Genomic DNA, 25,978 nt, shown 5'->3' on the forward strand with positions numbered 1-25,978 from the left:
TCGCGAGGTCGGCAAAGCATCACAACACCGTGCGCAGTCGGTTCCACCACGGCTTGTCGATCGTGACCGTGGGCAGACGGTTCCACCAGGTCTTGTCGATCGAGATCTTGGCCCAGTGTCCCATCGCGCAGCTGCTCTGCGGCGCCGTATTCGCGCGGCTGGCGGCGTTCGGCACATCGACGAGCGGCTTGTCGAGGCGCGCAATCAGGTAGATCTCATTTTTTTCGATTGGCGGGAACGGCACGAGATAGCGGGCCTGGTCGCCGTCAGTCGCGCGCGGCAGGACTTCGGCGACCGACGCGCCGAGCGTCTGGCTCACGCCATCGACCTGCACCTTGAGCTTCGATCCGGGCAGCAGGACATCGCTGAGACTGCGCGGGAACACCGCGACGACGTCGGCCTTGGCGCAGTCGGTGGCGCGTATCAGCGTCGAACCGGCGGTCACGCGAGTGCCGGGCGGTGCAACGACATCCTGCACGGTACCGGGGCCATACGCCTTGATCTCGAGATTCGACATGCGGTCCATGCGCGATTGTTCGTTCGCGAGCATGTCGTCGATCTCCTTGCCGGACGACGCCAACTGTTCCATCTGGGACCGCAATTGCGTGATGTCACTGGCGATATCGTCGCGCCGCTGTGACATCGAGGCGACGGAGGTGTCGCCGCTCGACGTGAACACCTTGCGTTGCGAGGCCCGGCTTTCACTCATCGCGCTCTCGAGCTCCGCACTGGCGGCTTCCTTCGCATTACGCAGCATCGACAGTTGATAGCGGGACGCGTTGGTAAAGGCCTCACTCACGGCCCCCGCCCACTGCAGCGCCTGATTACGGTTGACGAGATCTTCCTGCTGCTCGACTTGTGTCTTGGCCGTGGCCACGCGCGCCTGCAGGGCGCGAACGTTGTCGGCGTGAGAGCGTTGCGCGGCGGCCTGGTATTCGGTTAGTTGCTTGCCGGTCATCGCCAGCCGGGCCTGGTCGCCGTCGATCTGCGACTTGACCAGATCGTAGCGTTGCTGGTTCTCGATCTTCTTGCTGGTCAACTCGGAGAGCACCGACCTGTCGATGTTCGGGTTCTGCACCTGCATCAGCGAATCGCCGGCCTTGAACGGTGCGCCGACCTGCACGTGTTGCGTGGTGACGATGCCGTCGACCGGCGTGGTGACGAGGCTCACCGGACCATCGACAACGGCGCGCTCGGATGAATGGGTGAACACGGGCGGCAGCAGCATCGTGAGCAACACCCACGCGATGAGCAATGCGATACCGTAGCCGGCAAGCCGGGGCATCGTTTGCCAGCGCCAGAAGCGGGGGCCTTCGCGCGCCGGCGGAGGCCGTGACGGCAAAGCGTCCTTCGGTGTCGGTAAGCCCGTGGGTTCGAGCTTGCGTAGTTCCCTGGTGTCGTTCATATGCCCCTCATTTCAATCCAATCCATACCGTTATCGCCCTGCGATCAACAAAACGGCATCCTGCGTGACCGGATGTTGACTGCGCGTAACAGAGCGCCTTCGACGAAGGCTTGTTGGAGAGATGCGGAAATCGCAAGAGGCGACTCGCGCATCTGCTGCACGAACGGCAAGTGCCGGCGAGGCCTTGCCAATGGACATGACCGACGAAAGTCGTCGATGCATCATGGGTGGTCGAAAGACCGTAGATGGATGCCAACCGTCGCTTCGCGTCCAGCGAACTTCACAGCTAGCGATTCAAGACTAACGAAGATGACCAGGACGGTCTGTAAGAAGATGTAAATGTGATATGTAGTGCTAAATATTGTTTTGAAATAACGTGAGGCTATTTGTATTTTTAAGTGATTTCGCCCCCGCAATGCAGGGTCCATGCATCGTCATGGTGCGCTCGCCCGGGTTTCGGGGGCGTTTCACACGATGTTCATGGATCGATTTCGGAGACCGATTGACGTGACCTATTGCCGGATCACGGTTCATCGGTACAAACCCGTGATATCAACGGCCACGTCCTTACGATTCGTTACAAAGCGTTGCGTGAGAAACAATACGGTGTGCAATGCGCCGGACAGGCGGACGTTACGACGATGTATCCGACGCCGTGGCGCGCTGGGTCAGGATGCTCGATGCCATGGGGCAAAAGGCGTGGGAAATCGCTGACACCGTCCACTCGGAAAACTCGGGGTCGAACCATCGGTCCACGCGGCCCCAATGGAAGGGGTGTGTCAGATACTCGCCGTGCAGATCGCCGATGGCGGCGAACTCCTGCTGCCACACGTGGGTCCACGCGCTTGGCGACGTGACGCGGCTCAGTTGCCAGTTGCGAATGGTCGGCATGTACGCGGGCATTCGCAGCAGATCGCGCTCCAGCGATTCGACATGTTCGCTGCCCGCTTCAGGCCTGACACGAAACAGCAAAGTGCGCCAGACGCCGTTTTGCAAGCCGGCGGCCCGCTCGCCACCGCCGATCGGACGGTAGGCGAGATGATCCGTGCGCGACACGCCCGGCAACTGCGACAGCCAGGCGGAAACTTCCGCCGCGTCTTGCGAATCCGCCGCGAAATGCAGATCGACGGTGCAGTCGCCCGCACCCCAGCACCCTTCCATGTTTCGTCCAAAGGCGACCCGGCGCAAGCCGGGCAGCGACTGCGCGCGGGCGGACAGCTCGCGCTCGAGCGTGGTTGTGCAGGCGCCATCTTCGAGAAAGAGCTGGGCGGTTTCAAGTCGCATCGGAACACTCCATCGGCACGGGCAGGGGTTGATCGGCATCGGTCAGGACATGGCGGCAGCGGCGGTGACAAAGGCCGTCCACAGCGGACCAGAACGCGATCACTTCCGGTCCGGCGGCGCCACGCATGCCGTAGTAGGCCATGACGCCGGGCAATTGCCACAACAGCCACAGCGTGTTGGGCGCATCCGGGACGCCCACGGGGGGCGATACCCAGCGATTGAGCAAGGTAAGACCCCGCGCGGCGCTGGTGCCGAGATAGTGCTCCTGCAAAAGCGAGAGCACGGCGGAAATGTGCTTTGCGTCAACGACGATTTCGTCGAGCACGTGAATCATCTGCGGCCTCCTGTGCGCATGCCGGCGAGCGTAAGTGACGTCCATTATGGGGGGGCACATCAGCGCGGGCCGTTACCGCGGCGGTCAGTCAACGCTACGCCGGCGATCAAAACAGGAATTGCGCGAACGGCGCATGGAAAGGGACGTTGACCCGGGAGGCCCGGGGCATTCCGTGAGCTACTGCCCGCGGCGAAAGCGACTGGGCGCTTGGCCTGTCCAGCGCACGAATGCGCGGCGGAACGACGCTTCGTCGCTGAAGCCGAGATGACCGGCAATGCGGCCCATCGACCAGCGGGTGGCGAGCAGGCAGCGTTCGGCGAAGGCGCGCAGACATTGCTCGCGCAACACGTGATATCCGGTGCCCTGAGCGGTCAGGCGACGCCGTAACGTCGGCTCGCTCATGCCCAGCGACATGGCGATCTCGCTCAGGGTGGGCAGCGGAAATTCGCGGGCCAGCGCGGCCTCGAGGAAGCCCTGGACCTGCTGGGAAGTCGTCAGGGCTTGCGGCACGGTGCCCGTCAACCGAAACGGCACGTCCGAAAGGAACGGGGGAAGCTCCGCCGGCTGGCGCACGATGGGCCGGCTCAGCAATGCCGCGTCGAAAGTAAAGCCGTAGGTCGGCTCGCCGACAATGACGGGCGCACCAAACAGGCCGAGGAATGGCGAGGCGTCCTCGCGTACAGGATGCGCGAGAAAGACGCGCTCAGGGGCCAGCGGCTGGCCGATCAGCCAACTGAAAAGCTGGAGATAGAACAGCAGGCCTGTGAGGTCGACCAGGCATGCTGCGGAACTGTGCCGTTGACGCAACGAATCCATCCGGAAGGTTGCGGCAGGCGCGTCTGAGGCCAGATGCAAAGCGCCGGCCCTCGGGTAAAGCATGGCACAGAAGTCGATTGCGCAGCGGATGGCTTCCTCGAGCGTACGACAGCTGAGCAGGCAGCGGCACATGAGATCGACTTCCGTCTTGCGCATGGGGGGATGGCCGTCTCGCTGCGCGACCTGTGCCTCCAGCTGTTCGATCGCCGATCGGTACATCGAGGCGAATTGATCTGCGGAGGGCGGCACTGCGGCATCGGGCGAAATGGGCGCAATGGGCGCAATGGGCGGCGCCATCGCGGGGTTCGTGCTGCCATGGCGGCTCAATTCGTCGAGCAAGCGGGCGCCCAAGCCTTGAGGTACACGTACGGTCTGCCGTTTGCGCGAGGTTGCCACTCAAGACTCCTTTTGAGCGAGGTCGTAACGGTTGATGATCGGCGCGGTAAGCGTTGCCCGAATGCGGCCGCCGGATAATGCATTGGGGCGATGATATTCCCAGGGCACCGGCGTGTCACGAGTGCATCGGCAAATGAGCGCTGTCGCGGTACGTAGGCATCGGAAGCGGTCCGCCATCTCGCGCCTGATCATTCACGGAGACAAAATGCAACTTGAAGCAAATGCCACCATGCGCGCGGTCGTGATGGATCGCGTTGGCGGACCGGAGGTCATGAAGCTGGCCAGCGTTCTCAGACCGGCGCCCGGTCCCGGCGAGGTACTGATCAAGGTCGCGTATGCGGGTGTGAATCCGGCCGACTGGAAGTGCCGGGAGGGCTATCTGAAGTCATTCATGGACTATTCGTTTCCGTTCGTTATCGGCTTTGACCTCGCCGGTGTCGTGGTCGATGCCGGCGCGGACGTGGCCGGCTTCGAGACGGGGATGCGGGTTTTCGCACAGAGCGACGTGGGGGCCGGCAAGTGGGGTGCGTATGCGGAGTACGCCGTGGTTTCCGAGGCGTCCGTGGTCCGCATGCCCGAGAATCTCGGTTTTGCACAGGCCGCCGCCGTGCCGACGCCTGCGTTGGCCGCGTGGACCGGCTTGTTCGACGAGGGCGAACTCCAGCCGGGCCAGCGTGTGCTGATCCACGGCGGGGCAGGTGCGGTCGGGGCATTCGCAATCCAGTTTGCCCGGCATGCCGGCGCCGAGGTCGCAGTCACTTGCGGCGACTACAACTTCGACTACGTCACCACCCTTGGCGCGCAGCACACCATCGACTACCGAACGCAGGACATCAAGACGGCCGTTCAAGCGTGGTCGCCGTCGGGGGTTGACCTGATTCTGGATACGATCGGTTGCGCGACGCTGCCTGCCGGGCTGGACATGCTGCGTCCGGGCGGTACGCTGGTCAGCATTCTGACGCTGATGCAAGACGACGCAGGTCCGGATCACGCGGAAGCGGTGCGGCGCGGTTTGCGGACCCGGGTAGCGTTCAGCAAGATGCCCAGCGGGAGGTTGCTGGGTCAGATCGCAGACCTGCTCGCGCGCGGCCAGGTGCGTGTCCCGCGCATTGCATCAATGCCGATGGAAAGCGTGGCGCAGGCGCATCGCATGGTGCAGGACGGCACGCATCGCGCGAAGCTCGTCTTGCAGGTCGCAAACGACATGACCTGAGCGGGACCCCGGTCGCCCTGGCCCGGCACGCCTTACCGGCGCTCGGGCCATTTTTTTGTCATTCATCCCATGAATTCGGAGCATATCGGACACCGTCTATACAAATGCGAGGGGCGTTCCTACTATCGATGCACCACCTGAACACAAGACAACAAAACGTCCGGTGGAAGACGCATGCAATGAACGCATTCACCTCTGGAGGAGACGGTGACCATGATGCTCAATCGCAGGGTTTTTCTTCGCAATGTCGCGTTGTCCGCAGGCGCGGCTTCGCTTTCCGCCACGATCGGCTCGCGGGCCCTGGCTGCCGGGCCGATTCGCGTAGGTGTGCTGATTCCCGGCTCTCGCGCGGATCACGGTTGGATGGAGTCGGCGTACGCAGGGATTGTCGCCGCCCAAACGCGGTATGGCGACCGCATCAAGATTACGTCGATCGAGAACGTCAAGTTCGGCGACATGGAGCAAGTCCTCGTGACGCTCGCCGCCAAGAACGATCTCGTCATCGGCGCGGCCGGCCAGACGCAGGCGTCCGTACTCAAGGTCGCCAAACGCTTTCCGAAGGTCAAGTTCACCATCGTCGGTCCGACCGGCCTGCCGACCGATAACGTCGCGCAATACGACGTGCTGCAAGCCCAGATCGGCTTTGTCGCGGGCGCCGTCGCGGCGATGCTCTCGAAGCGCGGTGCGGTCAGCTATGTCGGCGGTCTCGAAATTCCGGCCATCGTCAATACGGGCAAGGAATTCGGTAACGGGGCGCGTTATGTGCGGCCTGACATCAAATACATCGAAACCTACACCGGCGATTTCGACGATGTCGCCAAAGCCAAGGAAGCCACGCTCGCTGCGATCGCCCAGGGCGCGGACATGCATTACAACATTCTCAATCTCGGTGTGCGAGGCATGGAACAGGCCGCGCGCGATAAAGGCACGCGTCTGATCGGCAGCTACAGCAACTATTGCGGTGATCACAACGCCCTCTACGCCGCCTATACGATCAGCGGCATCGGCTTCATGGTCGAGTATGCGATCGACCAGATGATGGCCGGCACGTGGAAGCCCGAGGCCAAGGTGTTCGGCCTGGCCATGGGGCCCCGCTCGGCTGGCATCGAAGTCTGCAGCGGCGCGACCCCCGAGTTGCTGACCAAGGTCCAGGAGATCCAGAACAACTTGTTGGCCGGCAAGATCAAAGTGCTTGTCGGGTGAGATCATGAATCTCCTCGAACTGGCGGGCGTGACGAAGCGCTTCGGCGCATTCGTCGCCCTTGACGAAGTCGACTGGCATGTCGCGGCAGGCGAGGTGCATTGCCTGCTCGGCGAGAACGGCGCCGGCAAGTCGACGCTTTGCAATCTCGTGTTCGGCGTCTATCAGCCCGACGCCGGCGCGATGCGGTTCGATGGCGCGCCGCACGCGCCGGCCGGGCCGATTGACGCGCTCGCGCGCGGCATCGCCATGGTCCATCAGCATTTCAGTCTGGTCGGAAACATGACGGTCGCCGAGAATCTCGTGCTCGGCCGCGCGCGTGCCGTGCTGCGTTACGACGACGTGCTGGAAAAGATGGCCCGGCTGGCCGACGAATACGACCTGGCGATCGATCCGCATCGTGTCATCAGCGAGTTGTCGGTCGGCGAACGCCAACGCGTCGAGATCATCAAGTGCCTGTTGACCGATCCGCGCCTGCTTGTGCTCGACGAGCCGACGGCGGTGCTGCCGCCGGGCGAGGTCGATGCCCTGCTGACGGTCTGCCGCAAGGTTGCAGCCAGCGGGCGCGCGGTGATCCTCGTCACACACAAGCTGGCCGAGATCGCGAAGGTGGCCGACCGTACCACCGTGCTGCGGCGCGGCCGTATCGTGGAATCCGTGCCGATGGCCGGCGCCGATATGCAAATGCTCGTGCGCTCGATGGTCGGCAGGGATGTCAGCACGGCCGACTCGGTGCTGGCCGCCACGCTCGGCATCGCCAGTCAGGCCGCTGCGACGGTTACGGCAGACATGGCAGACACGACAGCGACAGAAGGGCAGGCGTGCAAGGCCGCTGCGATGGAGGATGCCGTCGAGGCGCTCACGCTCGATGCGCTGACGTTCCGCGACGCCGACGGGGTGTTGCGACTGGACGACGTCACGCTTGCCGTCAGACGCGGCGAGATCGTTGGCGTGGCGGGCGTTGAAGGGAATGGGCAGACCGAACTCGGCGCGATCCTGGCCGGTCTCGCAACGCCCACGCAGGGCCAGATCTGCATCGGCGGGCGCGATGTCACGGGCGCGCGGCCCGGCGACATCACGGCCGCCGGGGCCGGTATCGTGCCCGAAGACCGGCACGCCGTCGCTTGCATCGGCGAGTTGAGCATTTCCGAGAATCTGTTCCTTGGCGCAACCCACCGCTATTCGCGCTGGGGCCTGCTCGACCGCGCCCGCATGGCGCGCGACGCGCGGGCGCTGATGCAGGCGTTCGACGTCCGTGCGGACAGCCCCGACGTACCGATGGGGCGGTTGTCGGGGGGCAATCAGCAGAAGGCGGTGCTGGCACGCGAACTCACGCGTGAGCCGCTGACGTTCCTGCTCGCCGCCCAGCCGACGCGCGGCCTGGACGTAGGCGCCGTCGAGGCAGTATTTCGTCGCATCTGCTCGGCACGCGATGCGGGCCTTGGCGTGCTGCTGATTTCCAGTGATTTGAACGAGCTGATTGCCGTGTCGGACCGCGTGGTGGTGCTATATCGCGGGCGCGTGGTGGGCGAGATGCCCGCGACGCCGGGCAATCGGGAGACGATTGGCGCAATGATGTCGGGGCATGGCCATGGTTGACGATTCGACTGTTCACACTCAATCCGCCGAACGTCCAGCGGAAAAACTCCGGCGGGCGGCGGCGCAGGCGTTGCCGTTGCCGGTCCTGATCCCGATCGTGGCGACCGTCGCGGCGCTCGCCATCGGCGTCGGCCTGATTGCCCTGACGGGGAATTCCGTCGTCGAGGCGATCACCGCGTTTTGGGACGGCATGACAGGCAGCGCGTTCGACGTGGGCTCGTCGCTCAATCGCTCGATGAGTCTGCTGCTGGTCGGCCTCGGCTTCATCTTCGCCAACCGCGCCAATCTGACCAACGTCGGCGGCGAAGGGCAGATCGCGATCGGCGGCATGATGGCGACCGCGATGGCGCTTCACGGCGGCGCGGCGGCGCTGCCGTTCGGGCTGGCCTTCGTCGTGCCGCTGCTGGCGGGCACGCTGGGCGGCGCGGTCTGGGGCGGTGCGGCCGGCGTGCTCAAATCGAAGCGCGGCGTCAACGAGGTGATCAGCACCTTGCTGCTGACATTCATTGCGTTGCCGCTCGTTTACTGGTCGGTCGAGTCGTTCCATCTGCTGCGCAAGCCATTGACGCCGACGTCGGCGTTGCCGGAATCGCCCGAGATTCCTGATCTGACAAAGCTGCCGATGCTGCTGCCGTCGGATCCGACCTCGCCGCTGCATGTCGGTCTGCTGATCGCGCTTGTCGCCGTGATCGTCGTCGGTGTGGTGCTTGCCAAAAGCCCGCTCGGTCTCAAATTGCGCGCCGTCGGCTTGAATCGGCTGGCAGCACGCCGTGCGGGTATCCGGGCCGACCGCCTCGTTGTGACAGCAATGGCGGTGTCGGGCGGCTTTGGCGGTTTGGCGGGCGCGATCATGATTCAGGGGCAGCAGTTCTATCTGACGAGCGACTTTTCCTCGGGCTACGGCTTCGACGGCCTGGTCGTCGGCTTGCTGGCGCGCGGCTCGGCCGCTGGCGTGGTGCTCGGCGCGCTGCTGTTCGGCTTCCTGCGCTCCGGCAGCATCGCGATGGAGATCACCGCGCATGTGCCGTCCGCCGTCGTGCTGATCTGCCAGGGGTTGATCGTCATCGCGGTGGCCGGCTCCTCCCTTCTTGTCGACAAGCGAGTCAATCATGGTTGAAGCGCAACTGGCCGTATTCGTCGCCTCGGGCATTCGCCTGGCGATGCCGATCATCCTGGCCGGCACCGGCGAACTCGTCAGTCAGCGCGCGGGCGTGCTGAACCTGAGCCTCGACGGCATGATGCTGGTCGCGGCGTTCGCTGCCGCCTGGGGCGCCTGGGTGACCGGTTCGCCCGTCCTGGGCGTCGTGGCGGGCGTTGTCGCAAGCCTGCTGGTGGCCTGGGTGCAGGCATTCCTCAGCGTGACCTTGCGCGCCAATCAACTGGTCGTGGGCATCGGCTTCAACATCCTGGCGCTTGGCGCAACGACGTTCCTGTATCGGGAAATCTTCGGTCCGCTCTCGCGGCAACCGATTCCTGGCTTCGAGAAGTGGCATATCCCGGGCCTCGAATCCTTGCCGATCATCGGTCCAGGGGTGTTCCAGCAAACCGGACTTGTCTACCTCGGCCTGTTCCTGGTGCTCGTGACGTGGGCGTTGCTGAAAGGCACCTCGCTCGGTTTGTCGATCCGTGCCGTGGGCGAAGACCCGCGCGCAGCGGACAAGGCCGGCATCCACGTCAAGCGCGTGCGATACCTCGGCGTGTTGTTTGCCGGTGCGATGGCGGGGCTCGGCGGCGCGTTCATGTCGGTGGCAGACAGCAACACCTTTACCGAAGGGATGACACGCGGCGCCGGCTACCTGGCCATCACGGCGGTCATCTTCGGCGGCTGGACGCCGGGACGCACGCTCGCGGCGTGCCTGCTGTTCGGGTTCGCGACGGCGCTGCAGTTCCTGGTGCCGGCGCTGGGTCTCGACGTGCCCGTCGCGTGGCTGCTGATGTTGCCGTATGTGCTGGCGCTCTGCGCGATCGCCGGCTTTGTCGGCAAGCAACGGCAACCGTCCGCCTTGACGCTGCCGTTCGTGCGTGGCCGTTAGCAGCACTCGGCCGCCCTCAGCCGCCGTTCGGCGATGCCCATGGCCATGGCGTCACACATTCCCTTTGTGAAGGAGCTGAAATGACCACACTACGCAACGTATCCGGGGCCGGTGCGCCCATCCAGGAAGGCGATGCACGCCGGCGGCTCGGTTCGGCGCCGAACCATCAATGGGCGGTTAGCCGCGACCACGTCGACATGGCCGTGCCCGCGCCGGCGCCCGTGCCGATGCCTCTCGAAGCGACGCCGCAACGGTTGACGATCGACCTGCGCCGCACCGCGATCGTCGTCATCGACATGCAGAATGATTTCTGCGCGCCGGGTGGCTGGGTCGACCATCTCGGCGTCGATTACTCGCCCGACCGCCGGCCGATCAAACCATTACAACGACTCCTGCCGGCGTTGCGCGAGGCCGGCGTGCCGGTCGTATGGGTCAATTGGGGCAATCGTCCCGATCTGTTGAACATGCCGCCGAATCAATTGCATCTGTACAAACCCTCCGGCGATGGGGTGGGACTGGGCGACCCGTTGCCGGGACACGGCGCACGCGTACTGGAAAAGGACAGTTGGGCTGCGGCGGTCGTCGACGAACTGGCCCCTGCGCCGACCGACGTACGCGTCGACAAGTACCGCATCAGCGGCTTCTGGGATACGCCGCTCGACGGCATCCTGCGCAATCTCGGCGTAAACACGCTGCTGTTCGCCGGCGTGAATACGGACCAGTGCGTCGCCTGCACACTGCAGGACGCCAATTTCCTCGGCTATGGCTGTGTGCTTGTCGAAGACTGTTGTGCGACGACGTCACCGGCATTCTGCACGGAAAGCACCTTGTTCAACGTCAGGAAGTGCTACGGCTTTGTGACCGGCTCGCACGACGTGCTGGCGGGCCTGGCGAACCGTGCATGACGTGAGCGCGCAGCGTATTTCCGGGAGGCGGCCATGAAGACGGTACAGCAGGTATTGGACAAGAAGGGCCGAAGCTTGTGCTCGATCGGGCCGAACGCCCGCGTGCTCGATGCACTTCGGGCCATGTCGCTGCATGCGGTCGGCGCGATGGTGGTGGTCGACGGCGGCAGGCTTGTCGGCATTTTGTCGGAACGCGATTTCGCCCGCCAGGTAGCACGGTCGGGGCATTGCGCCACCCACATCGCCGTGCGCGAGATCATGACACGCAGGGTCACGACGATTGCCGTGCATGAGACTGTCGAGGCGTGCATGAGTTTGATGGTGAATGGCAATTTTCGCCATCTGCCGGTGCTCGAGCGCGGCGAGCTGGTCGGCATGCTTTCGATCGGCGATCTCGTGCGCGAGATCATCGCCGATCAGGCAGCGACCATCCGGCACCTTGAAACCTACATCCAGGGGTGACGCAGTGCGAAGCGCGCATGGTTCGCGTCCGCGCTGCCGCTATTCCCGAAAGAGCTCGACCATCAATTCCCGAAGCCACTTGTTCGCGGCGTCGTGATGATAACGCTCGTGCCAGTGCTGGCGAATCTCGAGGTCCGGGAATTGGACCGGCGGCTCGAGGATCTGAAGGTTCGGCGACATCTCGGGGGTTGTCGCGAGGCGCGACGGTATCGTGGCAATGGCGTCGGTTTGCGTCACGATGGTCGGCAACACCATGAAATGCGGCACCGTCAGCACGACTTTGCGATGCGGCTGCTGCGAACAGCGAATCTGTTCAAGCGCGACATCGTGTCCGGTCCCGGTCGATCCGACCACGACGTGCGGACTCTCCACGTATTGCGTGTGGCTCAGCTTTCCATCAATGGTGGGATGGCCGCGGCGTGCGATGCAGACGAACTGGTCGCGATAGAGCCGCTGCTGGAAAAAGCCGGCCTTCAGTTGGGGAAAAATGCCGATCGCCAGATCGACCTCGCCAGCAGCCATGGCCTCCTGGGCGCCTTTTTCGGGAATCGGGCACACCTTGATGGTGATGTTGGGCGCGATCCGGTTCAGGTGATGCAGAACCCTGGGCATGCAGACGATCTCGCCGATCTCGGTCATATAGAGCGTAAATACCTTTCGCGGCGACGCGGCCGGGTCAAATTTCGTGCCGATTCGCAACGCGCCGGAAATCAGGTCGCAGGCGCGTGAAATCGGTTCGGACAACTGTTCCGCGTAGGGGGTCGGCTGCATGCCGCGCGTCGTGCGCACGAACAACGGGTCGTTGAAGATCTTGCGCAGACGGGAGAGCGCGTTGCTCATCGCCGGTTGAGACAGGCCGATGGCGTTCGCCGCGAGCGTTACGTTGCGCTCCTTGGCGATGGCGTCGAAAGCCACCAACAGATTCATGTCGATTGAGGCAAGGTTCATCGCTCGGTGTCCGGACCGTAAGGCATTGTGCCGCCAAGGCTCGGCGGCAGGATGGAAACTTCGAGAAAAACGGGATCGTGCATACCTTTGCCGAAATACGGAAATTCTGAAATCGAGACTTTCCCGTAGCCCGTTGCCGGGGATCCGCTGCTTTCCGACCGATCGCGATGCGTAAAAACGGCTCGGCGAGCGGCATTTTTCACATTCACCGCTTGAATGTCGGGCATACCGAATTCTGCGTAGACAGATAATGGTCGGTCCCCTAAATTTCCCTTCAGGAGGCAGGCCAATTCAGTTTAAAGCAGGCGAATATAAAAACAGGGAGACAGGGAAAGTGAAAAAGCATTTAAAGCCACGGCGAGCGCATTTGGCAGCCGGTTTTGCGGTAGCGGCGATGTTGGCGCCATTCTCGGCGCAGGCGGCGGATTGGACGGATGCATTCGTCGGAATGCGATATGGCACGACGTTTCGCGAGCCGTCAATTCCAGACAATATCGCCAAAACAATTCTGCAATTCCAATATGTAAGCGGATACAAATACGGCACGAATTTCTTTAACACCGACGTGCTGCTGTCCAACCGCAAAGACCCGGCTGCCGGAGGCGGCGGCGGCGCAACCGATATCTACGTCGTCTACCGCCACGTACTCAGCATGAGTGCCGTGACCGGATTGCCGCTGGCGATCGGCCCCGTGCGCGACTTCGGCCTGACCGCCGGCATCGACCTGCAAAGCAAGAACGACGCGTTCGGTTCCGGTTCGCGCTCGTCGCTGCCGCGCAAGTTCGTGGCCGGCCCGACGGTCAAGTTCGATGTGCCGGGCTATCTCGACTTCTCCGTGCTGTTCCGCACCGAGAACAATAACAACAGCATCGTCGGCAAGAACGTGACGTTTCAGAACAGCTATGGGCTGGAACTGCTGTGGGGCATTCCGTTCCACCTTGGGGTACCGGCCAAGTTCAAGGGGTTTGCCGACCTGATCGGTCCGAAGGGCAAGGACGGGTTCGGCGTGCAGACAAAACAGGAGTTCATGCTCGAGACCGCATTGATGTTCGATGTCGGCAGCCTGTACGGCAAGAAGGACTCGCTGTATGTGGGGGTCGGCTACCAGTACTGGCACAACAAGTTCGGCGTGCCGCCCGGCGTAGGCACCAAGGCGTCGGTCGTGCAGCTCAATCTCGAATACCACCTGTGAGGCCGAGGGGCCGGCGCCGGCGCGCTGCGCGGTGCAACCGGGCACGCAACGTGCCGCTTTGAAGGAGAGGAATTCATGCCGATTCAATCGCAGGTCAAGAAGAACCTTTACAAGGACTCGGTCGCGCTCATGCTGATCTGTCAGCAAGTGATCGCGCGCACCGGCGTCAAGCGCACCACGCTGCTGATGGGCACGCGCGGCAACAAGGACATCCTGGCGCAAGCGAATCTGCTTCAGGCCGAGGTCGAGGCGGCGCTGCCGAGCGACATCATGATCATCGTCGAGGATGACGCCCAGGACGTCATCGAGGCCGCATTGCGCGAGGTCGACGTGTTGATCGAGGGCGAGGATGTGCCCAAGGGCAGCCAGGCGGAAGCCGTTCGTCCGCCGCGTTCGCTTGCCATGGGGGTGTCCCGCGGCGACGCGGTCAACATCGCGCAGATTTCGGTGCCGGGCGCCTACGCCGGCGCCGAGGCGATCAAGGCGCTGCGGCTGGGTTTGTCCGTATTCCTGTTTTCCGACAATGTACCCATCGAGCAGGAGCGCGCCATCAAGCAACTGGCGGCAAAGAAAGGACTGCTGGTGATGGGGCCCGACTGCGGAACCGCCATTCTGAACGGCGTGCCGCTCGGTTTCGCCAACGTTGTGCGGCGCGGCCGGATCGGCATCGTGGCAGCGTCAGGCACAGGGCTGCAGGAAGTGGCGACCCAGATCCATCGTCTCGGCGAAGGCATTTCGCACGCGATCGGCACCGGCGGACGCGATGTCTACGAGGAGATTGGCGCAAGCACCATGCGGCAGGGGCTCGACCTCCTGGCCAAGGACGCTGCGACCGATGTCATCGTGATCGTCTCGAAGCCGCCTGCGCAGCGTGTTACGGAGCGGATCATGGCACTGGCGTCGGACATCCGCAAGCCGGTGGTCGTGCTGTTCCTCGGGAGTGATGCGGGAGGCCATGCGGCGAATGGCGGCGTATATCCGGTCGGCACCCTCGAAGCGGCTGCCGGCGTCGCCGTGGCGCTGGCGCGCGGCATGTCGGGCGCCGACGTCGCGGCCGGGATATCGGTCGAGACGGCGCCGCCGGCCGTCGATACCGCCAAGTTCGGGGCGACGCAGCGTTACTTGCGTGCACTGTACTCGGGCGGCACGTTCTGCGCCGAGACGCAGGTGATCTGGCGCGAAGCCGGCATTCGGACGTTCTCGAATACTGCGCTCGACGAGGACAACGCACTGGCCGATCCCCTGCAGAGCCGGGAGCACTCGGCGATCGACCTCGGTGACGACGTCTTCACGGTGGGCCGGCCCCATCCGATGATCGATAGCACATTGCGCGTCGAGCGACTGCTGCAGGAAGCGCGGGATCCGTCGGTCGCCGTCGTGGTGCTCGACGTCGTACTTGGCTATGGCAGTCATGAAGATCCGGCCGGCGCGTTGGCGCCGGCGATCGTCGAGGCGCGCCGTCTGGCCCGTCAGGAAGGCCGTGAGCTGGCGATTGTCAGCTTCGTCTGCGGCACCGAAGACGACCCGCAGCGTTTGTCCGTGCAACGCGCCAAGTTGCAGGACGCCGGCGCCATGCTCGTGACCGGCTCCACGGCCGCGGCACGCCTCGCGGCGGCGATCGCCATCCGTCTCGACAGCGCGCGGCAAACCCGGGGGAACTGACATGAGCAAGCACCTGCTTGACAAGCCGCTGTCGGTACTGAGCCTCGGGGTTGCGACGCTGGACGCAGGCGCCAGCGCCGGCGGTGCGACGCTCGCACACCTCGATTGGCAACCCGCCGGCGACGGCGATCCGGAACTCAGTTGGCAATTGGCGAGCCTGATCGGCGATCCCGATGACCCCGATTGCGCCGGTTCGCGCGTGGATCGCGCCAATGCGGAAGCGGTCAGCCGAGTGATTGCCGCCGAGCCCGTCTGGGTCGACGTCGCGTTACACGCCAGCGAAGTCTGGCCTGACATGGGGCGCACGTTATTGCACGCAGGCCCGCCGATCGCGTGGCGTGATATGTGCGGTCCGATGCGCGGCGCGGTGGTCGGCGCGGCGCTTTACGAGGGCTGGGCCGACACGCCTGACGAGGCCGAGCGCCTGGCCGACAGCGGCGCGATCCGCTTCGCGCCCTGCCACGAATGGGGCGCCGTGGGGCCGATGGCAGGGATCATATCGCCGTCGATGCCGCTGTTCGTGGTCGAGAATCGTGCTGCCGGGAATCGCGCCTACGCGCCGATGATGGAGTCAGGCGGTGCCAAGACATTGCGCTTCGGCGCCTACGCGCCGGAAGTCCTGGCGGGGTTGCGGTGGCTGGAAACGGTCATGGCGCCGACGCTCAAGGCGGTTGTCACGGCGTCGCCGGACGGTTGGCCGCTCAAGCCGGTGATGGCGCAGGCGCTGCATATGGGCGACGACGTTCACAACCGCAACACCGCTGCAAGTCTGGCGCTGCTGCGCTGGGTCGCCCAGGGACTGGTCAATACGGATATTGCGCGCAGCGAGGCGGTCGCGGCGTTGCGGGTCATGCGCGCCGACGACATGTTCTTCCTGAGCCTGTCCATGGCGGCGTGCAAGGCCACGATGGACGCAGCCCACGGCGTGCCGCACAGCAGCCTGGTGACCGCGATGGCGCGCAACGGCGTCAACGTCGGCGTGCGGGTGAGCGGGCTGGGCGAGCAATGGTTCACCGGGCCGGCCGACATCCCTGTGGGTCTTTATCTGCCGGGCTTCTCCGAGGCGGATGCGAATCCCGACATCGGCGACAGCGCCATCACCGAAACCGCCGGACTTGGCGCGTTTGCCATGGCTGCCGCGCCAGCGATGGTGCAGTTCGTTGGCGGCACGCCGCAAGACGCGCTGCGCTATTCGCGCGATATGGCGACGATCTCGGTGGCGCGCAACCCCGGCTTTACGCTGCCCGCGCTCGACTTCATCGGCGCCCCTGTCGGCATCGATGTACGGCGTGTGCTCGACGACGGGATGCGTCCCGTCATCAACACGGCGACGGCACACAAGCAGCCCGGCATGGGCATCATCGGGGCAGGCATCGTGCAGGCGCCGCTGCGTTGCTTTACGACGGCAGTGGCCGCGCTGGCCGAACAATGCGCGCAGAACGATCGAAATGAATCTGCCGGCTCTGCCGGGCGGCGATGAGGAGTGCATGATGACCATGGATCAACAACGCGTTCTGGTGGCGTTCGGCGGAAACGCCTGCTATCCGCCCAACATCAAGGGCACGGCCGAAGAGCAGTTCTCGCTGATCGCCCAGGCCTGCGAGCATCTGGTGCGTATCCTGCAGGGTGGCTACCGGCTCGTGCTCACGCATGGCAACGGCCCCGTCGTCGGCAACATCCTGTTTCGGATGGCGCGCACGGCGCAGGAACTGGAGCCGATGCCGATGGACGTCTGCGTCGCGCATTCGCAAGGGGGCATGGGCTACATGCTCCAGCAATCGCTGCTCAATGCGATGCGTTCGGCGGGCATGACGGACAGCGTGACATCGATCGTCACACAGGTTGAGGTGGACGCCGGCGACCCGGCGTTCGCGAATCCGACCAAACCCGTCGGCAAGTTCTTCAGTGCCGCCGAGGCCGACAAGCTCAGTCAAGGTACGGGGTGGCAGTTCGTCGAGGATTCGGGCCGCGGCTACCGCCGTGTCGTTGCATCGCCCGCGCCGCGGAGAATTCTCGATGTGCCGGCGATCGAGGCGCTATTGGCCGCCGGAGTGATTCCCATCGCCGGCGGTGGGGGCGGGATCCCTGTCGTACGCGATGGCGCGGGTGACCTGCACGGCGTGGCTGCCGTGATCGACAAGGATTTCACCAGCGCGATGCTGGCCGCCGAGCTCGGCGCCGGCACGCTGGTGATGTTGACCGGCGTGGAGCGGGTTGCACTCGATTTCGGCAAGCCGACACAGCGCTTTCTCGACCAGATCGATGCCGCCGAAGCGCGACGCCATATGCGCGACGGACAGTTCCCACCCGGCAGCATGGGGCCGAAAATCGCGGCGGCGCTGCAATACCTCGAGGCAGGCGGCAAGACCGCCGTCATCACGTCGCTCGACCGTGCCTTCGACGCACTGCGCGGTGAGGCGGGCACACGCATTGTCGCGTAGGACGGGGGCAGCGCGTGAACCCTTCCATCCAGGCTATCGGCGCACGGGCCTACCGGGCCTTGGTGCGCAGCGATGGTGTTGCGTTACCGTTGCCGGCGTTTCCGCGCGCGAGCTATCTCGACGCGGACGGCGAGTTGATCTGGATCGGCGTGGGCGTCACGGTGACGCACCCGCGTGCCGTGATGCTCGATCGGCCCTGGTGTGCCGATGCCGGACCGCAGCGCTTCGAATTGCGCGACACCCGGCCATGCCGTCCGAGTGTCCCGGCTTGGCCGCGCGAGTATGCGGCGCGCGTGGCTGCGGCCGATACCGTTTATCTCGACACGCGGTTTGCCGAGGTGTGCCGGATGATGATCGACGACGTCCTGGGGGGCGCAGAACCGCAGGGCCTCGGCGCGGCGTTGGCGGGAGAGGCGCTGGCGTTTCCGCTCGACCTTGGCGTCCGGCATTTCGAACGGCTTGCCCTCGCGTATCGCGCCAATGATCCGGAGGGCGTTGGTGAGGCGGCGCTGCCGTTGCTCGGCTTTGGTCCTGGCCTCACACCGTCGGGTGACGATTTCGTCGGCGCATCGCTATTCGGCCGGCGCTTGCGCGACCCGGCCCGGTTCGTGGCGCCTGCGGGCCCCTGGTTGGCGACTGTGGAGGGCTTGATCGCAGCGGCGCGCGACGCGGGTCACGAAATCAGCGCGGCGCTGTTTGCCGATCTTGCGCGCGGCGAGAGTTTTGCGTCGCTGCATCGGCTCGGCCTGTGCATTGCGGCGTGCCTTGACGAATCGGCGGGCTCACGTGCCGACGTTGCCACCGCTGCGCGCGAGCTGGTGTCGATCGGCCGCTCGTCGGGTTGGGACATGCTGGCCGGCTTCATCACCGGACTGACGGGGCAGTCGTTCTGCCTGAAATAGGCGCGCAACGCTGCCAACGCGCCGAGGTAGCGCTCGAATCGAGGCGCCAAGACGCGCATTGACGACATTCAATCCATTCAATGGAGAAACACAATGGCAAATTCGCTGCTCAATGACAAAATTTCGGTGGTGAACGTCGGTGTGGAGGGCTTTTTGCACAGCGTCACCGATCATGGCGGCGCGGCGTTGCATCTCGACTGGCGCCCGGCCGGTGACGGTGACCCCGCATTGAGTTGGGCGGTCGCCGGCATCGCCGCCGATGCCGATGACGCCGATGCACCGGGCGCGCGTGTCGACGCCGCCAATGCGCGCGCCGCGCAACAAATGATTCTCGCGCAGCCGATGCTCGTCGATATCGCGTTGCATGCGCGCGACGTCTGGCCGGAAATGGGCAGGACATTGCTTCATGCGGGCGCACCCGTCGCTTGGGAGCGCATGTGCGGGCCGATGCAAGGTGCGATGATCGGCGCGCTGCTTTACGAAGGCTGGGCGAAGTCCGCCGACACGGCGCGCGCGATGCTCGCCAGCGGAGAGATTGCCTTCGCGTCCTGCCACGATTGGCAGGCCGTCGGGCCGATGAGCGGCATCATTTCGCCGTCGATGCCGCTGTTCGTGGTGCGTAACGCAACCGACGGCAACGTCGCCTACACGAACATGAGCGAAGGCATCGGCCGGGTGTTGCGATTCGGCGCGAATAGCGAGGAGGTGCTCGACCGTCTGCGCTGGATCGAGCGTGTGCTTGCGCCGGGGCTCAAGGTCGCCGTGAACGCCATCGACGGCGGCATCGAGCTCAAGCCGATTCAGTCGCAAGCGTTGTTGATGGGAGATGAGGTGCATAGCCGAAACAGCGCAGCGACGTTGCTGTTCTTCGCGGCGATCGCCGTGCCGCTCATCGAGAGCGATTTCGACCGCGCGGGGGTGAGGGAAATCCTGAACTTCGTCGGCAACACTTCCCAGTTTTTCCTGAACTTGTCGATGGCTTCCTGCAAGGCGACGATGGATGCGGCGCACGGCATCGAAGGCAGCAGCATCGTGACGGCAATGGCGCGCAACGGCGTGACGACGGCGATCCGGGTGAGCGGCCTTGGCGCGCGCTGGTTCGAGGCGCCGTCGGACAAGCCGGTTGGGCTGTATTTTCCGGGCTTTTCGGGTGACGACGCGAACTCCGACCTGGGCGACAGCGCGATTACCGAGACGACGGGCTTTGGCGGCTTTTCGCTCGCCGCATCGCCGGCCCTTGTGCAGCTTGTCGGCGGCACGGTGACGGAGGCGGTGTCGTACTCGCAGGAGATGTACGACATCACGCACACGCGCAATCCGGCGATGTCGCTGCCATTGCTCGATTTCCTTGGCGCGCCGACGGGCATCGACATTCGGCGCGTGGTGGAGACGGGCATCCGGCCCGTGATTACGACCGGCATCGCGCACCGCGAGGCTGGCGTGGGCCAGATCGGCGCCGGTATTGTGCGTGCGCCGATGGGCTGTTTCTCGGCAGCGGCGATGGCGTTGGCGCAGTCGTACGGCGTGGCGTGAAGCGGGATGCGTCGGGCGGCGCGAGACGTTCCATGTTCCGCGCTGCGCGCTTGCTGATGCGACCGAACCGCGACATCGTCCATCGCGTCCATTGCCAAGCACACGTCAGGCCTGCCTCCACAACCGGTTATCATGTGCGCACATCGGAATCCACCGCGCCGTTGCGCCACATTGGCTGGAGAACTCATGGCCTCAATTCACGAAAGCGCCAGCATGGCGCTGTTTTGCGACTTTGAAAACGTCGCGCTCGGCGTTCGCGATGCGAAGTTCGAGAAGTTCGACATCAAGCCGGTTCTCGAACGGCTACTGCTCAAGGGAAGCATTGTCGTCAAGAAGGCCTATTGCGACTGGGACCGTTACAAAGGGTTCAAGGCGACCATGCACGAAGCCAGTTTCGAGCTGATCGAGATCCCGCACGTGCGCCAGTCGGGTAAGAATTCGGCGGATATCCGGTTGGTCGTCGACGCGCTCGATCTTTGTTACACGAAGTCGCACGTCGATACGTTCGTCATCATCAGTGGGGACTCGGATTTTTCTCCCCTGGTTTCGAAGTTGCGCGAAAACGCGAAGAAGGTTATCGGCGTCGGCGTGAAGAATTCGACTTCCGATCTTCTGGTCGCCAACTGCGACGAATTCATCTTCTACGACGACCTCGTACGCGAACAGCAACGTGCAATCGCCAAGCGCGAGCAAGGTAAGGCAAGCGGGACGGCCAAGCGTGCGAGTGACGAAGACAGGCAACCGAAACAGGAACTGGAAACGCGCAAGGCGGAAGCCATTGCGCTTACCGTGGAAACCTTCGAGGCGCTCGCCTCCGAGCGCGGCGAGAGCGGAAAGATCTGGGCGTCGGTGTTGAAAAGCGCGATCAAGCGCCGCAAGCCCGACTTCAGCGAGTCTTACTACGGCTTTCGCGCCTTCGGCAACCTGCTTGATGAGGCGCAATCGCGTGGTCTGCTGGAAGTGGGGCGCGACGATAAATCCGGCGCGTTTGTCTATCGGCCCCATCAGGGCGCAGCAGCGGACCTCGTCAAGCAGCGCGAATCACCTGCAGTTGTGAAAGACGCCGGACCCGCAGCCCAATCCGCCGGCGATAGCGGCCGCCGCAAGAGCCGAAGCGCCCGGAAGCAGGTTTCCCAGCAGGCGCCGATGACCGCAGACGCCACGTTGGAAGCACCGGCGGCGGTCGTCGAGCCGAGGTTGCCCGAGCCCGGCACGCCGAGCGAAACAGAGGCGGAGAGGGCGCCGGCGCCCCGCCGCAGACGCAAAACCGCCGCAAAGAATATGGACGCGGTCGTCGAGCAGACGAGCCGCAAGGAGATTTCCGAAGCAGAGCCATCAGCGGACCCGGCGACCGACATCAAGCCCGCAAAGGCGCCGCGCAAATCCCCCTCGCGGACCGGTCGTTCGCGCAAGGCAGTGGCTGAGGGGGGCGGACGATAACGCGCTCCAGCATCAGCACTTTCCGGCCCTCATACCGGCAGGCCTACCGCCCATTTGTCGCCGCGCTGCGTCTGATCGTTTCCGGCGACAGGCTGGAAAACCAGATATAGCCGTCGTAGCGGCCATCCTTGATGAAAACGAACATGAAAAGCCGCCTGTCGTCTTCCTGACCGCCCTCCTCGTAGTAGTACTGCCACGCCGTGCGCGGGCTTTCGCCAAGCGGCAGCATTTCGCGGCCTTTGCCGAACGGTGGCCCCAGTACGCGCTCGACGTCCGTGGCCGTCGACTGCCCGATAACCAGCTTGTTTTCAAGAGCAGCAGGGTCCACTGGCGCTCCGGCAATCACTTTTACCGCGGCACATCCGCCGAGCCAAAATACACACGCGCCGACGATGCACGTCGCCATCTGGAAGAGCGCAATTCGCATGCGGAGGATTGAGCGGAATTTCATTTCACTGGCTCCATCGAACCTTGCTTCGTGATTGCCTCCTCGCTTGCGAACCACATGTACCCGTCATAGCGATTATCGAGGAAGAACACGAGCAGTATTTTCAGATCGACGGCCTTGCCATCGCTTTGTACGTATTCGTAGAACCATACATCTCGCGGCGCCAGGCTCGCTCTCACGCGCGCTGCCCCCTTGCCGCGCGGCTCTCCCAGCGTTTGCAATACGTCCGCCGGGCCGGCGACTCCCGGGGTAAGTGTTGACAGGCGTTCAACGCGCGGTGGCGTACCATATTGCATCGTGATACAGCCGGCCAATACCAGCAACAAGCAAGCCGCTATGCACACGCGACGAAAGCTGACGTGAGGCCGCATGACGTTTCTCTAGTGCACCCAGGCGTTAGCGTCGCCAGCGTTCGACGACCAAAGCATGCCGTCGTAGCGATCGTCTTGAAAGAACACCAGCAGGATTTGCTGGCGCATTGCCAGGTAGAGGCCTGTCGTTGCTCCGGGCACAAGGCTGGCGGCATTTTTTCGCTGCGAGGCAATGTCGATGACTTCAATGTCTTCGTAGTACCAGATCCGTCGTGGCTTGCCGATCTGCCCAAGTAAAAACTCACCGCGGCCATTGGGCTCTCCCAAAAACCGCTTTACGTCTTCCCGGGTCGAGACACCGCGCTCGAGACTGGCTTCGAGTCGCTGCATGTCATGAAACGCGCCGCTCGTGACCAACTTGGGTGTGGAACAACCGCTGAGCGCCAGCATGCCGGCAAGCATCAGCCATGCCTTGGAAGTGACGAGATTCATGGATGCATCTCCCGTGTTACGTGCTTCCTCTGACTTCGCCAAGCTGGCATGACTAGGGTTGGGTGACCTTTGCCAGCGCCTGTGCCACGGCCGTCCCAAGTTGCCTGCAGGCATCGATTTGAGCCATGGATGGTTTGCCCACTGGCAGGTAGAGATAGATGCCGAACGATGAGTTATCTTTGGCCGCGGCCGTCACCTCGCTGTCGGTGACTTGGCGCTTCAGATCGATGACATATGCGGTCAGCTTCGATGTGTTATCCCACACGGCTGTTCCCCAGAACCAGGCCCGGCCGCCGCCGTAGCCGCCTTGCAAGACAAACAGGTTCACGCTGCCTTCACGCTCACGATGCTCGGTTGTGCCGCCGGCCACAATGAGGTAGCCGAAGCCGGCCGCCGACAAACGCTCGCGGAATGCCGCGTCCTGCAAAAGGATTGTGAGTGATTCGAGGCTGCGTGGCGCCTCTTCGCTTGTCAGTGCCGGAAACGCGAGCCGATAAAAGTCATCTGGACGCGTAATGGCGACGTGTGGATACCGGGCTGCGACCGCGCGTTCAATGCAATCGGCGATGGCGCTTTCGGTCTGGCGTAGCGCTCGACGCGATGCCGCAAAGGCTACCCCGCCCTGGTCGACGTTCGTGCTGTCCACGCCACTTACGATAATCGCCACGCCCGAGGGCGGCGCTTGGGCGATGGCAAATGCCGTCCACGTGCCGCACGCCGTGACAAGCGCGCGCAGGACGACAATCCTCACGTCAAATGGCACAAGAAACTTGAACACGATTTCGGTTGTTAAATGGGCGTCCCTCTATCTCACTGGTACCTTCGTGAGCCGCCTGTTTCTTTTCGAATGCGTTGATTCAGTGTAGGCGATCAAGATGTCATTACATACCCTCGCTGACGTGCGGCGGGCAACCTCAAGCGGTCGCAGAGGCCTCGTGCAAGTACGGCGAAATATGTCCCATAGCGCGCGACACATAGTCCGCCTTCTCCCCCACCGGGGCGACATAGTGAAGCGCGCTCTGCGCTGCCTCGATGCCCTCCAGACGGGCAATCATCCAGGCCGCAAGATACTGCGACGCCAGGCACCCGCCCGCCGTGGCGACGTTACCCCTTGCGAAGAAGGGCTGGTTCAGCACATCGACGCCGGCTTCCTGGACCCAGGGCTTCGTCGTCAGGTCGGTACATGCCGGAACACCCTGCAGGAACCCGAGTTTGGCCAGCACGAGCGTGCCAGAGCATTGCGCACCCAACAATTGCCTCGACGGATCCAACTGCAACTTCGCCATCAACGCCTCGTCGGCGACGACCTCCCGCGTCTGCATGCCGCTGCCGACGATGACCGCATCGGCAGCGCTTGCCTCGCGAAGGGATACCTGAGATTCGAGCACTACCCCGTTCATTGACCGGACTCGTGCCGTCGGGCTGGCGATCGAAACGCGCCAGTCCGCTTTCTTGATGCGGTTGAGGATGCCGAACGCAATGAGCGAGTCGAGTTCGTTGAAGCCGTCGAAGGTCAGGATGGTGATGTGCATGATGTCGTCTTCCTATGCGCAGAGGATTGCGATGAGGCATCGTATGCCGGAGAATCAATACATTCAAATTATTGTCATGGATACATCTGCTCATGGCCCACGCCCGCTACAAGCTGCTGGTTGACGCACTTGCTGCTGATATTCGCTCAGGCCGCCTGCTGCCGGGGACCCGCTTGCCGACTCACCGCCAACTTGCGGCCAAGGAGGGGCTCGCTCTGGTCACCGCCACGCGTGTCTACGCCGAGCTCGAAGCGATGGGTTTGGTCAGCGGGGAGACCGGTCGCGGCACATTCGTTAGGGAAACGTCCCTGACTCCGGGTTTGGGCATCGACCAGCATGCGGCAGCGGCGGGCATGGTGGACCTCAACTTCAACTATCCTTCGCTGCCCGGTCAGGCAGAGTTATTGCGTGTCGCCTTGCGCCAACTCGCGTCCTCCGGTGACCTGGAGGCCCTGTTGCGCTACCAGCCCCACGGTGGGCGCCCGCATGAGCGGGCGGCGGTGGCACGCCACCTCGCATGCCGTGGGCTGGCGGTCGAAGGCGATCAGGTCATGATCGTGAATGGCGCGCAGCACGGGTTGGCGGTGACTGTCATGGCGCTGCTACGGCCCGGTGACGTGGTCGCGATCGACGCGCTGACCTATCCGGGGTTCAAGGTGCTGGCCGAAGCGAACCGCCTGGAACTGGCGCCGATATCCACGACGGATCAAGGCCTCGACCTGGACGCACTCGATAGGCTGTGCAGGAATCGGCAGGTGCGCGCTGTGTATACGATGCCGACGTTGCACAACCCCCTCGGATGGGTGATGAGCGCGCAACGGCGGCAACAGCTGGTATCGATTGCCCGTAGACACGGGCTACTCATCATCGAGGATGCGGCGTATGCATTCCTCGCACAGGACCCGCCCGCCCCATTGGCGGCCCTTGCGCCGGAGATAACCGTGTACGTCTCGGGGCTTTCCAAGAGCGTGGCCACGGGGCTTCGCGTCGGATTCGTTGCTGCACCTGCCAAGTGGGTGCCCGCGATCGAGCGAGCCATCAGGGCGACGACGTGGAACACGCCCGGCGTCATGACGGCGATTGCTTGCGGTTGGCTCGACGATGGCACCGTCGCCCGACTGGAGGCGGAGAAGCGGCAGGATGCGATGACCCGTCAATCGTTGGCGGGTGACGTGCTCGCCGGACTGCGATGCGTGCGGCATCCTGCGTCCTATTTCCTCTGGCTCCCTCTTGCAGAAGAGGTTCGAGCAGACCAGGTGGCGATGGCGCTCGAACGCGAACGTATCTCGGTGTCGACCGCTGAACCGTTCGCGACTTCAGCGCATGTGCCGCACGCGATTCGCCTGGCACTCGGATCAGCGGAGTTGAACGCGCTCAAGGAAGCGCTGGAAAAGGTCAAACGAGTGATCGGCACTTACTCGTATTGAAG

At 63.8% G+C, this 25,978-nt stretch carries 26 protein-coding genes; 15 read left to right on the plus strand and 11 right to left on the minus strand.

All coding sequences use genetic code 11. The features are described 5' to 3' along the window. Window positions 1–19: 19 nt before the first annotated feature. The 4 genes from PTE30175_RS05370 to PTE30175_RS05385 form a co-directional block, all read right to left on the minus strand. On the minus strand, window positions 20–1,405 hold the full coding sequence (locus tag PTE30175_RS05370; protein ID WP_150696012.1) for an HlyD family secretion protein: 1,386 nt from the start codon (window positions 1,403–1,405) through the stop codon (window positions 20–22). A 633-nt stretch (window positions 1,406–2,038) separates the two neighbouring features. Next, complete coding sequence (locus PTE30175_RS05375; RefSeq protein ID WP_150696013.1) at window positions 2,039–2,689, minus strand: Dabb family protein; 651 nt, start codon at window positions 2,687–2,689, stop codon at window positions 2,039–2,041. Further along, window positions 2,679–3,023 (minus strand): hypothetical protein, encoded by a 345-nt coding sequence (locus tag PTE30175_RS05380; protein WP_150696014.1) that lies wholly within the window; start codon window positions 3,021–3,023, stop codon window positions 2,679–2,681. The genes PTE30175_RS05375 and PTE30175_RS05380 overlap by 11 nt, the downstream gene beginning before the upstream one ends. Window positions 3,024–3,200: 177 nt before the next feature. Further along, on the minus strand, window positions 3,201–4,235 hold the full coding sequence (locus tag PTE30175_RS05385; protein ID WP_224788613.1) for an AraC family transcriptional regulator: 1,035 nt from the start codon (window positions 4,233–4,235) through the stop codon (window positions 3,201–3,203). A 229-nt stretch (window positions 4,236–4,464) separates the two neighbouring features. On the opposite strand from PTE30175_RS05385, the gene PTE30175_RS05390 reads away from it, so the two are divergent. The 7 genes from PTE30175_RS05390 (at window position 4,465) to PTE30175_RS05420 (ending at window position 11,648) form a co-directional block, all read left to right on the plus strand. Then, window positions 4,465–5,448, plus strand: coding sequence for an NADP-dependent oxidoreductase (locus PTE30175_RS05390; RefSeq protein ID WP_150696084.1), 984 nt, complete (start codon window positions 4,465–4,467; stop codon window positions 5,446–5,448). Between the two features lie 213 nt (window positions 5,449–5,661). After that, on the plus strand, window positions 5,662–6,651 hold the full coding sequence (locus tag PTE30175_RS05395) for a BMP family protein (RefSeq protein ID WP_191628840.1): 990 nt from the start codon (window positions 5,662–5,664) through the stop codon (window positions 6,649–6,651). A gap of 4 nt (window positions 6,652–6,655) precedes the next feature. After that, the gene (locus PTE30175_RS05400) at window positions 6,656–8,248 is read left to right on the plus strand and encodes an ABC transporter ATP-binding protein (RefSeq protein ID WP_150696015.1); all 1,593 of its coding nucleotides are present in this window, start codon (window positions 6,656–6,658) and stop codon (window positions 8,246–8,248) included. Continuing rightward, complete coding sequence (locus PTE30175_RS05405; protein ID WP_150696016.1) at window positions 8,241–9,365, plus strand: ABC transporter permease; 1,125 nt, start codon at window positions 8,241–8,243, stop codon at window positions 9,363–9,365. Before PTE30175_RS05400 ends, PTE30175_RS05405 begins: the two co-directional genes overlap by 8 nt. Then, window positions 9,358–10,281, plus strand: a complete 924-nt coding sequence (locus PTE30175_RS05410; protein ID WP_150696017.1) for an ABC transporter permease — start codon at window positions 9,358–9,360, stop codon at window positions 10,279–10,281. Before PTE30175_RS05405 ends, PTE30175_RS05410 begins: the two co-directional genes overlap by 8 nt. 80 nt (window positions 10,282–10,361) lie before the next feature. After that, on the plus strand, window positions 10,362–11,186 hold the full coding sequence (locus PTE30175_RS05415) for a cysteine hydrolase family protein (protein ID WP_150696018.1): 825 nt from the start codon (window positions 10,362–10,364) through the stop codon (window positions 11,184–11,186). Window positions 11,187–11,219: 33 nt separating this feature from the next. Further along, the gene (locus PTE30175_RS05420) at window positions 11,220–11,648 is read left to right on the plus strand and encodes a CBS domain-containing protein (RefSeq protein ID WP_150696019.1); all 429 of its coding nucleotides are present in this window, start codon (window positions 11,220–11,222) and stop codon (window positions 11,646–11,648) included. A gap of 39 nt (window positions 11,649–11,687) precedes the next feature. Here PTE30175_RS05420 and PTE30175_RS05425 read toward each other — a convergent pair whose 3' ends face one another. Next, window positions 11,688–12,596 carry a LysR family transcriptional regulator gene (locus PTE30175_RS05425; RefSeq protein ID WP_150696020.1) on the minus strand — a complete coding sequence of 303 codons (909 nt, stop codon included), beginning with the start codon at window positions 12,594–12,596 and terminating at the stop codon, window positions 11,688–11,690. Next, window positions 12,593–12,823 (minus strand): hypothetical protein, encoded by a 231-nt coding sequence (locus tag PTE30175_RS05430; RefSeq protein ID WP_150696021.1) that lies wholly within the window; start codon window positions 12,821–12,823, stop codon window positions 12,593–12,595. The genes PTE30175_RS05425 and PTE30175_RS05430 overlap by 4 nt, the downstream gene beginning before the upstream one ends. 140 nt (window positions 12,824–12,963) lie before the next feature. Between PTE30175_RS05430 and PTE30175_RS05435 the strand changes: the two genes are divergently transcribed. The 7 genes from PTE30175_RS05435 to PTE30175_RS05465 all read left to right on the plus strand — a co-directional run bounded on the left by PTE30175_RS05435 (window position 12,964) and on the right by PTE30175_RS05465 (window position 21,766). Then, the gene (locus PTE30175_RS05435) at window positions 12,964–13,788 is read left to right on the plus strand and encodes an outer envelope protein (protein ID WP_150696022.1); all 825 of its coding nucleotides are present in this window, start codon (window positions 12,964–12,966) and stop codon (window positions 13,786–13,788) included. A gap of 75 nt (window positions 13,789–13,863) precedes the next feature. Continuing rightward, window positions 13,864–15,450, plus strand: coding sequence for an acyl-CoA synthetase FdrA (gene fdrA / locus PTE30175_RS05440; RefSeq protein ID WP_150696023.1), 1,587 nt, complete (start codon window positions 13,864–13,866; stop codon window positions 15,448–15,450). A gap of 1 nt (window position 15,451) precedes the next feature. Next, entirely contained in the window at window positions 15,452–16,930 is a 1,479-nt protein-coding gene (locus PTE30175_RS05445; RefSeq protein WP_150696024.1) for a YlbE family protein, read from the plus strand. A 16-nt stretch (window positions 16,931–16,946) separates the two neighbouring features. Continuing rightward, complete coding sequence (arcC, locus tag PTE30175_RS05450; RefSeq protein WP_224788614.1) at window positions 16,947–17,891, plus strand: carbamate kinase; 945 nt, start codon at window positions 16,947–16,949, stop codon at window positions 17,889–17,891. Window positions 17,892–17,905: 14 nt separating this feature from the next. Further along, complete coding sequence (locus PTE30175_RS05455; protein ID WP_150696025.1) at window positions 17,906–18,793, plus strand: oxamate carbamoyltransferase subunit AllH family protein; 888 nt, start codon at window positions 17,906–17,908, stop codon at window positions 18,791–18,793. A gap of 93 nt (window positions 18,794–18,886) precedes the next feature. Then, the gene (locus tag PTE30175_RS05460) at window positions 18,887–20,326 is read left to right on the plus strand and encodes a YlbE family protein (RefSeq protein WP_150696026.1); all 1,440 of its coding nucleotides are present in this window, start codon (window positions 18,887–18,889) and stop codon (window positions 20,324–20,326) included. Between the two features lie 186 nt (window positions 20,327–20,512). Further along, the gene (locus PTE30175_RS05465; protein ID WP_150696027.1) at window positions 20,513–21,766 is read left to right on the plus strand and encodes an NYN domain-containing protein; all 1,254 of its coding nucleotides are present in this window, start codon (window positions 20,513–20,515) and stop codon (window positions 21,764–21,766) included. Window positions 21,767–21,809: 43 nt separating this feature from the next. On the opposite strand, the gene PTE30175_RS05470 is transcribed toward PTE30175_RS05465, so the two are convergent. From PTE30175_RS05470 to PTE30175_RS05490, 5 genes are all read right to left on the minus strand, one after another. Beyond that, the gene (locus PTE30175_RS05470) at window positions 21,810–22,217 is read right to left on the minus strand and encodes a hypothetical protein (RefSeq protein ID WP_150696028.1); all 408 of its coding nucleotides are present in this window, start codon (window positions 22,215–22,217) and stop codon (window positions 21,810–21,812) included. Further along, window positions 22,214–22,585 (minus strand): hypothetical protein, encoded by a 372-nt coding sequence (locus PTE30175_RS05475; protein WP_150696029.1) that lies wholly within the window; start codon window positions 22,583–22,585, stop codon window positions 22,214–22,216. Before PTE30175_RS05475 ends, PTE30175_RS05470 begins: the two co-directional genes overlap by 4 nt. 9 nt (window positions 22,586–22,594) lie before the next feature. Further along, complete coding sequence (locus tag PTE30175_RS05480; protein ID WP_150696030.1) at window positions 22,595–23,017, minus strand: hypothetical protein; 423 nt, start codon at window positions 23,015–23,017, stop codon at window positions 22,595–22,597. Between the two features lie 52 nt (window positions 23,018–23,069). Next, window positions 23,070–23,795, minus strand: a complete 726-nt coding sequence (locus PTE30175_RS05485; protein ID WP_150696031.1) for a hypothetical protein — start codon at window positions 23,793–23,795, stop codon at window positions 23,070–23,072. A gap of 136 nt (window positions 23,796–23,931) precedes the next feature. Beyond that, complete coding sequence (locus PTE30175_RS05490) at window positions 23,932–24,549, minus strand: DJ-1/PfpI family protein (RefSeq protein ID WP_150696032.1); 618 nt, start codon at window positions 24,547–24,549, stop codon at window positions 23,932–23,934. A 92-nt stretch (window positions 24,550–24,641) separates the two neighbouring features. On the opposite strand from PTE30175_RS05490, the gene PTE30175_RS05495 reads away from it, so the two are divergent. Further along, a complete protein-coding gene (locus PTE30175_RS05495) occupies window positions 24,642–25,976 on the plus strand; it encodes an aminotransferase-like domain-containing protein (protein ID WP_150696033.1) in 1,335 nt (444 codons plus the stop codon). Window positions 25,977–25,978 lie beyond the last annotated feature (2 nt).

This window comes from Pandoraea terrae (genome assembly GCF_902459695.1).
Classification (GTDB): domain Bacteria; phylum Pseudomonadota; class Gammaproteobacteria; order Burkholderiales; family Burkholderiaceae; genus Pandoraea; species Pandoraea terrae.

Coding starts and splice junctions, on each gene's coding strand:
- PTE30175_RS05415 (WP_150696018.1), top strand. CDS start 10,362: ATGACCACACTACGCAACGTATCCGGGGCCGGTGCGCCCATCCAGGAA.
- PTE30175_RS05400 (WP_150696015.1), top strand. CDS start 6,656: ATGAATCTCCTCGAACTGGCGGGCGTGACGAAGCGCTTCGGCGCATTC.
- PTE30175_RS05425 (WP_150696020.1), bottom strand. CDS start 12,596: ATGAACCTTGCCTCAATCGACATGAATCTGTTGGTGGCTTTCGACGCC.
- PTE30175_RS05395 (WP_191628840.1), top strand. CDS start 5,662: ATGATGCTCAATCGCAGGGTTTTTCTTCGCAATGTCGCGTTGTCCGCA.
- PTE30175_RS05375 (WP_150696013.1), bottom strand. CDS start 2,689: ATGCGACTTGAAACCGCCCAGCTCTTTCTCGAAGATGGCGCCTGCACA.
- PTE30175_RS05460 (WP_150696026.1), top strand. CDS start 18,887: ATGGCAAATTCGCTGCTCAATGACAAAATTTCGGTGGTGAACGTCGGT.
- PTE30175_RS05475 (WP_150696029.1), bottom strand. CDS start 22,585: ATGCGGCCTCACGTCAGCTTTCGTCGCGTGTGCATAGCGGCTTGCTTG.
- PTE30175_RS05380 (WP_150696014.1), bottom strand. CDS start 3,023: ATGATTCACGTGCTCGACGAAATCGTCGTTGACGCAAAGCACATTTCC.
- PTE30175_RS05370 (WP_150696012.1), bottom strand. CDS start 1,405: ATGAACGACACCAGGGAACTACGCAAGCTCGAACCCACGGGCTTACCG.
- PTE30175_RS05445 (WP_150696024.1), top strand. CDS start 15,452: ATGAGCAAGCACCTGCTTGACAAGCCGCTGTCGGTACTGAGCCTCGGG.
- PTE30175_RS05465 (WP_150696027.1), top strand. CDS start 20,513: ATGGCCTCAATTCACGAAAGCGCCAGCATGGCGCTGTTTTGCGACTTT.
- PTE30175_RS05390 (WP_150696084.1), top strand. CDS start 4,465: ATGCGCGCGGTCGTGATGGATCGCGTTGGCGGACCGGAGGTCATGAAG.
- PTE30175_RS05410 (WP_150696017.1), top strand. CDS start 9,358: ATGGTTGAAGCGCAACTGGCCGTATTCGTCGCCTCGGGCATTCGCCTG.
- PTE30175_RS05420 (WP_150696019.1), top strand. CDS start 11,220: ATGAAGACGGTACAGCAGGTATTGGACAAGAAGGGCCGAAGCTTGTGC.
- PTE30175_RS05480 (WP_150696030.1), bottom strand. CDS start 23,017: ATGAATCTCGTCACTTCCAAGGCATGGCTGATGCTTGCCGGCATGCTG.
- PTE30175_RS05490 (WP_150696032.1), bottom strand. CDS start 24,549: ATGCACATCACCATCCTGACCTTCGACGGCTTCAACGAACTCGACTCG.
- PTE30175_RS05470 (WP_150696028.1), bottom strand. CDS start 22,217: ATGAAATTCCGCTCAATCCTCCGCATGCGAATTGCGCTCTTCCAGATG.
- PTE30175_RS05495 (WP_150696033.1), top strand. CDS start 24,642: ATGGCCCACGCCCGCTACAAGCTGCTGGTTGACGCACTTGCTGCTGAT.
- PTE30175_RS05430 (WP_150696021.1), bottom strand. CDS start 12,823: ATGCCCGACATTCAAGCGGTGAATGTGAAAAATGCCGCTCGCCGAGCC.
- PTE30175_RS05405 (WP_150696016.1), top strand. CDS start 8,241: ATGGTTGACGATTCGACTGTTCACACTCAATCCGCCGAACGTCCAGCG.
- arcC (WP_224788614.1), top strand. CDS start 16,947: ATGGATCAACAACGCGTTCTGGTGGCGTTCGGCGGAAACGCCTGCTAT.
- fdrA (WP_150696023.1), top strand. CDS start 13,864: ATGCCGATTCAATCGCAGGTCAAGAAGAACCTTTACAAGGACTCGGTC.